Source organism: Anaeromassilibacillus sp. 1001302B_160321_C8, from assembly GCF_015554745.1.
In the GTDB taxonomy this organism is placed as follows: domain Bacteria; phylum Bacillota; class Clostridia; order Oscillospirales; family Acutalibacteraceae; genus Anaeromassilibacillus; species Anaeromassilibacillus stercoravium.
This window is the reverse complement of sequence record NZ_JADNJD010000025.1, coordinates 28,115-28,703: the sequence shown is the minus strand read 5'-3', so window position 1 is coordinate 28,703 and position 589 is coordinate 28,115. Positions and strand designations below refer to the sequence as shown.

Genomic DNA, 589 nt, shown 5'->3' with positions numbered 1-589 from the left:
GTTAACTTTACATCTGTGCCACTGGAAGGAAGTGACTGCCGCTTGAATGGTAATCCCACGCTGCCGCTCCAAAAACATGGTGTCCGTCCTCGTTGTCCCTTTTTCGACGCTCCCCGGTTCTGAAATGGCTCCGCTGGCATATAGCAGGCTCTCCGTCAAGGTCGTCTTTCCAGCGTCTACATGGGCAAGAATTCCAATATTGATTATTTTCATGTGATTGTCCTCCCTTTACAGCCCCAAAGGGCATAAAAATCCCCAGCAGTAAAATACTTTTACCACTGGGGATTATAAGTTGCGGACATACACATATACAGCATACACCTGTTTGTGATTGCTGTTTTTGGGGATATGTCAAAATTGATAAGGCAAAAGTATTCTTAAATTGGGTACAAAAAACTAAGCCCCTACAAAAGGAGCTATCATAATCCTTTGTTCCCACTATTTGATTATAGTTTTATTTAAGAATACCTTGCCGCATATTTTTTACTCCTTTTCTGGATTAAATCATTGTATCACATCAGTTTTAGGAAAGCAAGTACCTAAAAGAAATTTTTCTTCCCCTTATATGTAACAATCATACCGGCTTCCT

The 589-nt window shown here is 40.6% G+C and carries 1 protein-coding gene; it reads right to left on the bottom strand.

The window, feature by feature from the left end:
* Positions 1 to 213: GTP-binding protein (locus I2E77_RS12885; RefSeq protein ID WP_195451397.1), on the bottom strand; the 213-nt coding region annotated here is incomplete at its 3' end.
* Positions 214 to 589 lie beyond the last annotated feature (376 nt).